Origin of the sequence: Nitrosomonas halophila (assembly GCF_900107165.1) — a bacterium.
GTDB lineage: Bacteria > Pseudomonadota > Gammaproteobacteria > Burkholderiales > Nitrosomonadaceae > Nitrosomonas > Nitrosomonas halophila.
Genome location: NZ_FNOY01000104.1, coordinates 1 through 5942, shown reverse-complemented (window position 1 = coordinate 5942; position 5942 = coordinate 1). Strand labels below are relative to the sequence as shown.

General features: G+C 44.5%; 5 protein-coding genes. 4 read left to right on the top strand and 1 reads right to left on the bottom strand.

Annotated elements, in window-relative coordinates; translation table 11 throughout:
* The first annotated feature begins 411 nt into the window (after window positions 1–411).
* From BLV85_RS14030 to BLV85_RS14020, 4 genes are all read left to right on the top strand, one after another.
* On the top strand, window positions 412–1683 hold the full coding sequence (locus BLV85_RS14030) for a hypothetical protein (RefSeq protein WP_090415852.1): 1272 nt from the start codon (window positions 412–414) through the stop codon (window positions 1681–1683).
* A gap of 1128 nt (window positions 1684–2811) precedes the next feature.
* Window positions 2812–3864 carry a hypothetical protein gene (locus tag BLV85_RS14025; RefSeq protein WP_090415851.1) on the top strand — a complete coding sequence of 351 codons (1053 nt, stop codon included), beginning with the start codon at window positions 2812–2814 and terminating at the stop codon, window positions 3862–3864.
* Window positions 3865–4024: 160 nt separating this feature from the next.
* The gene (locus BLV85_RS15850) at window positions 4025–4147 is read left to right on the top strand and encodes a hypothetical protein (RefSeq protein WP_281245762.1); all 123 of its coding nucleotides are present in this window, start codon (window positions 4025–4027) and stop codon (window positions 4145–4147) included.
* Between the two features lie 213 nt (window positions 4148–4360).
* Window positions 4361–4660, top strand: coding sequence for a GIY-YIG nuclease family protein (locus BLV85_RS14020; protein ID WP_090415850.1), 300 nt, complete (start codon window positions 4361–4363; stop codon window positions 4658–4660).
* A 170-nt stretch (window positions 4661–4830) separates the two neighbouring features.
* Here the strand turns inward: BLV85_RS14020 and BLV85_RS14015 are convergent, their stop codons facing one another.
* Window positions 4831–5760, bottom strand: a complete 930-nt coding sequence (locus BLV85_RS14015) for an endonuclease (protein WP_245725238.1) — start codon at window positions 5758–5760, stop codon at window positions 4831–4833.
* Window positions 5761–5942 lie beyond the last annotated feature (182 nt).

Sequence of the window (5942 nt, the reverse complement as noted above, 5' to 3'; positions counted from 1 at the left end):
TTCTGCTTCCGAGGCGCTTTCCCTGCTCTTCGCTGGGAAACTGCCTGATTTTATGTTGCAGAATGACTGAGAGAAAGAATACGCTGAATAGTTACAAAATTTATAAAGTGCGGGCAAATTTATATGCGTTTATCACTGCTGCAAGAGATGCTCAACACGCAGCGTGACATACACATCAGGGAGTATCTGTACGGAATCACACATATGGATGGTAAAAGTGGGTGCTTATTTTGCCCATCTGAATGCCTAAATATTTTTGACCCTTTCTCTTTACTGGCTTAAATACTGCCATATTCCGAGCATCTCTCACATCTTTTTCATCTGGACAGTGATAAGCTTTATTCCCATAAAGCTCATTATTAATTAATTCACGGATTTTCTAATCCATTCTCATTAACTTGTTAAGCAGCGATGAAAGCTCTTTTCTTTCTTCGACACTATAACGATATCGATCATATTACGCCGGTTATTTCCAAATGGGTCGAGCGTGGCCATGCATGCGATATTGTTATGATCGGCAAGAAACGGTTTAATGGAGATTATCGTATCGAGTTTCTAAAACAACTGGATGGTGTCCGGTTTGTTCATCTTCGGGACTTATTATCATTTATCGAATTTACCAGATGGCGCCTACAAACGCTATTACTTGTTAGAAGTTCGTATCGGTCATTTCTGGGTCCACTCGTCAAGGTAATGGCGTATGTTTATAACGCAAAGCGGCGTGAAGCGATTTGGTTGTTCACTACGCGACGTTTATTGGAGAGAAGTTTTCCTGATGCCGGGAAGGGAGTGGTTGTTTTCGATTGGATTGAGAGAAATTCAGAAATTTGTGTCGAGTGGGTAGAAATTCTGGTGATCGCGGCACGAAACCAAGGGCTGGGAACGGTATCACTTCCTCACGGTGATAGTCCTCATGCAAGCCAATTAATCAGGCGGGATGAATGGCAGCTAAAGCCAGACACCTCTTTTTCGGCAGCTGGGATGTTTGATAAGGTCGTTGTACCCAATGAGCTGTGTGCCAAGCGTTTTCGTCCTTTTATGGATGATCAGAAGCTCACTGTACTAGGTTCACCGAGATACTGTGAGGAATGGTTGGCTAAACTAGCCACGCTTATGCCTGTTTCGCCATTCGTGCGTTCCAATAGTCAACTAAAAATTGTGATCTTTCTGAGAAAAGCCAATTTCACGACGTTTTGGGAGGAAGTAGGGGAAGTGGTTCAAATGATAGCAGCTTTCCCCGGTGTGGAATTGGCGATTAAACCGCATACTCGCGGTGGTTGGAAGCAATCCTTTACGAAGAGCCCCGCATTGCGGCGTCTCAAGAATGTCACTGTGGTTAATGATGAGACTCATTCTGTGCATTTGTTAGCGTGGGCTGATGTCATTATCGATCTAGCAACTTCAGTTGCATATGAAGCTATTCGAGTAGGTAAGCCTGTTTTGGCTGCAGATTATTTGCATGCGGGCCGCTCTGCCGCAGCGCTGTATATGCCGGAAACAGAACTGCGATGTCGTGATGATGTGCATGAAATAATCTGCAGTTTTATTAAGACAGGATGCCAGGATTTTTATGTGGAAGCACATCGGCAACAGTTCTTGAGGGAGATGTTAGACGTTGGAGGAGAGGAAGTATTGTCACGTTATGTAGCATTATTGGAATCGACTGGCCACAGCCAAACGTAGGAAGATTACTTTACCAAAACCAAATCACCCAATTTCAGGGGATAATGATAAATAGAGCTTACTCAGAAAGTATTTTTCATGATAATTTGAGATTTAAAATTAACTACCAATTGTTTTATAAAGAATATTATTTCTAACAATACGCGGCTTACTATGATTAATTGAGCATGGGTGAGCTTGCGTTCAAATCAAGTGCAAGGGTTTTCGCATAATTTGTTCAAAAACCTTGCACTTAAATGTTGATTTATACGATATTTCAACTAAAGAAACAACCACTTACATTTTCTGAGTAAGCTCTATTTAATCACTAAAGTTGAATGAATGAGGCGGTAGGGGTGGACGCTTACAATTCTTGTTTATTGCAGTTGCGTTTCAACCAATTGTACTGGCGCGTGCATTCAACGCAGAATTGTTACGCTGTGTTAATAATCGAAGACGCTTCGCCTTCTCCGATGTCAGAAAACTGATGACTCGGGCTGAGTCTTAATCCAGACGGGTGACTAGTTGTGCCTTGATGAGGATTACCGGGTAAGCTTCGGACTTCTATTTTTTTCCACAAAATATTCTAAATCCGGATGATCTGTCCAATAGCTGGCTTCTCATTGCATTGGTGAATCACCCAATTTTTATGGGTAATGCTGTTATCACAACATCGCGCATTCTTTCCAAGCCAGCTTCGCTCTCTCTACGATTGCTATTTTCGGACAGCCTCCTAGTGTTTGGTTGTCATTGCACGCCTATGGACAGCCGTGTCCGCCATAACCTTTTGGCGCTGCGAACAATCGAAGATATCTAGCCTTTTTCGATGTCAGGGAGCGAATTCTTCGGGCTATACTCACGGAGGATTTTGTGAGCTTTTATCCCAGACCAGGGAAATTATCCGTGCCCTTGAATTGTTTTCAGCTTCAATACAAGGATGCGTTCACGCACCGTGAAACTGACGACAAATGCGGGTGTAGCTATGGCATGGATTATAAATTTGTAGTTTCTATTTGCTCGGTCTGTTTATTTATCATTCAATTCCTGAAGTTACAGTATGATTCGAGGATTTTTGCGGAATTTCCTTAATACATGTTATGCACATAAAATAGCCTTCTTATATTAATAATAAATTAGTGAAAACAAACTATGAAAACCCAGTTGTTGCTCAGTGCGGTAATTGCATCTATCTGTGCCAATCCAGTCTTGGCAAATGAGCGAAGCACCTTTGATCCTGCTACCCACATTGTTGATATTCCCCAATTGTTCATCAAGAATGATCCTTCACAAACCTCTTTCCATGTCGGCATGAAGTATCTCGGAGGAACCGCTTGCGAAGTCGCCTGGATCACACCTAATGCAAATGCCTGCTATGAACCCACGCCTGCACAAGGCGAATTCAAAGGCGAGTGGGATATTAATGAGCGGCATAACTACCAATTCACTGTGCCCAATGATGCCGGAGGTGGCTATGCGCGAGTGATTCTGGTGACTTCCGATCCCAATACCATTCCATGGCTGACCATCAAACCGAACAACGATCCAGGCGCCATTTTCAGCGGCTCTTCGGCACAGTTAGCGAATGAACAGAGAAGAGATGTGATATTCGAGGCTTACCCTGGTCAAACCTATTTCCTGGAAGTATCTCCATTTTTTAATGGAAACGCCCCTATGCCGTACACGTTGACTTGGGAATTCTTCAGCCGTGTTGATTGCTATGAGCCCAATAACGGCAAAACTCCTGACATCGCCCGTGCCACCGCCAAATCGATTCCGTTGAATCAGACTATCGAAGCCTACGCGATCGCGGGCTTCAGAGAATATTACATAGAAAGCAGGGGCGAGCAGACTTCCGACTGGTATCGTATCGATCTTGATCAACCGGCAACGATCAAGCTTGAGCAAATACACAGCCCTTCCAATATTAAGGCCAGATTTCGTCTATTTGATGCACAAAACCGGAATATTCGAATGAATGTCGAGGGTGTGGCCCAAGGTATCAATGAAGACACATTTGGTCGCCTGGTTAAGTATGAGTCTGTGACACTTGATGCGGGAAGCTATCTGATCGAAACAACATTTGATGTCGATCGCGTGAATGCGAGCGCAAATATTCCTGGTCGCAAGGCGGATTTAAGCAAAGGTGAACAGATTCCAGATCATTTCAACACGCTCTACAAGTTTACGGTTTTATCGCAGTAGGGTAATCAGGAGAAGCCATAGTGAACTTCTTGATCACTATGGCGCCACCACCGTATTGAGGAGATGATTCACTGCTTTTTATGGGCGAACGATAGCGTGTATGAGCCGCTTATCCAGTCACGGTGGTTGATGCGTCGGAAAAATCATTTAGAATATTGCCATGACATCGACAGTGGAGCGAGAGTCGCATGGCCGTCAAGCATTGTCTACCATTCCGGTTGTGCGGCGCAGCTTGCCGACCAGGCACTTGTTCAGAGGTCTCAAAATCGTTTTAGCTGGCTGAGTTGGGTGCAATTGACAAAGCTATCCTATTTCTCGTTGGCTGCAGGTGCCTGTTTTTACAATTATTGATTAACTCCCACTTCAACAACCATACAATCCCCATAAACACCGCTTTCCCGGTAGTTCAGCCCTACAATGTTTATCCGACGCCAGTAAGGTAGCGTGATAAACGCTATTCGTTATACACCCTTGCTACTCAGTACCGGCGTTACTCATGAAAGTCATCTATAAAATCACCTGCCCAAATGGCAAAATTTACCTTGGAAAAGATTTGACTGGAACGCTAAATTATTTCGGCAGCGCCGACAGCAGGCTAATTGAGCGAGATTTCACCGCCGAGCAAATGCGTGATTTCACAGTTCGAAAGCAAATCCTCTGGGAGTCAGGAACGGCAACCGACAAGGAAGTAAATTTCAAAGAGGTTGAGCTGATAAAAGAGCTACAGTCCAACAACCTGAATATCGGCTACAACCAATGGCCAAAATTCAAGGTTTCCGAGCAGGCAGGCGTATAATCAGGTAGCAGCCGAAGGTCTCTAACTCGCAATCCCCCACAATACTCCGCATGCGGCTCCGCACAGGGCATTTACTTGGGATGGTGAAGCTTGCTCTATCTATTAACCAACCATCAAAAATGTATTACAGGCATTGCGCAGCTCCCCATTACTGCTGATGAGCTTTGGCGTTACCTGCAATTTCCAGCCTTCCGATAACCAGATGCTATTGCTTCGCCTTCAGTAGCAAATTCAACGATATTACGCGACGACATGGCATCATAGCTGGGACAGCCTTGCGGTAGGTGATATACCTTACTGCTTCGATTCCCACGAATGACGCCACCCGAAGCATTTTCTTCTGCTTTCTGTACCTCGCTATAAATGCCTTCTTTTGAGTTTTTATGATCGAGCGTCCAGGTTCGGGCTCCTGTCAAAAAAGGATTAACCGGAAATTGTTTATCCCACGCCATTAACAATTGCTGTTGTTGACGGGACATTGGCAAATCGTATCGATCATGCATGTAGAAATAGATACGGGCAATTTGCCCTTTTATTTCATTCCGGGGTTCGGCTACACGTCCTTTGAAATCCACCTTGAAATCACAGGCACCATGTTGATGAGGATCGTTTGGCAGGACACCAAATCGGAAATTACTACGGTCGGCATTAACCTCACCGATAGCCGGTGTTAGGTTATGCAAATCCGCTTCCATTGCATTGAATACGGGATCTGTATTATTGCAATTCTTCCTACCGCCATTTTGCCAGCATTGTCGCGCACGTCCAAAGTTAGAAGCCGGTACAACATGTTCCCACTCGGTGCGAATAGCTCTATTTTCCTGAGCCCTGATTTCATAGCCGCATGAATCCAAGTCAACACGACCACCCGAGCGACCGACCCATTTCCAAGTACAACCACAGTAGCTCTCCTTGGCTCTGTTTGTTCCAAGTTGAGTATAGCCTTGGAACCTAAATAAGGGACCAAATGAACTGAGCATGCCAGCATTTCTTCTAGACTGCGAATTTATACGACTTAAGTACGATATCCATGTACTCAAGGAAATATGAAAATCGAAAAAATGCTGATGCTCTATTGTTCCAAGCTCAGCTTCAATCATTGCCAGTATTAGTGTCCATAAGGAAAGATTTTAGGCTCCTCGGCAGAATTTGTGGGTAACCGAAAGCGCCTTTTGTAAGACCATGGCCGGTGATAGTGGAGCACCCCGCCCAATCTCTGAGAAGATGAAGTTGCGACACAAACAACTTCACAGGAGAGAGCGGGATGCAGATCCAGACTATC